Below are 373 nucleotides of genomic sequence, written 5' to 3'. Positions count from 1 at the left end.
GTCCTGGCCGGACTTGCAGGCATCGTTCTGGCGGCTCGGCTGGACTCGGTTCAGCCTTCCAGCGGCCTCGGCTATGAACTCGACACCATTGCGGCTGTCGTCATCGGCGGAACGTCGCTGACCGGCGGGTCCGGTGGCATCGGCGGCACGCTGATCGGCGTGCTGATCATAGGTGTCCTGCGCAACGGTCTCAATCTCCTCAATGTCTCTCCCTTCCTGCAGCAGGTGATCATCGGCATCGTCATCGTGCTCGCCGTCGGTGCTGAAACGCTGCGCAAGCGGRGATCCTGAGATTACGGGGCTCCGCCAGCCCCTTCGAAGAATTCCTCTCCATGACGGAGCGGATAGTGGCCCGGGACGGAGGGAATAGCCC

The 373-nt window shown here is 63.4% G+C and carries 1 protein-coding gene; it reads left to right on the top strand.

Annotated features, from left to right (window positions below; translation table 11 throughout):
* Window positions 1-291, top strand: a 291-nt coding sequence (locus AC1D0P_RS31910; RefSeq protein ID WP_477680384.1) for an ABC transporter permease subunit, incomplete at its 5' end; no start/stop codon positions are given.
* Window positions 292-373 lie beyond the last annotated feature (82 nt).

This window comes from Polaromonas sp. P1_G2, from assembly GCF_056405515.1.
Note: the sequence above shows the minus strand (reverse complement) of the source record. Positions and strands in the feature narration are given on the sequence as shown.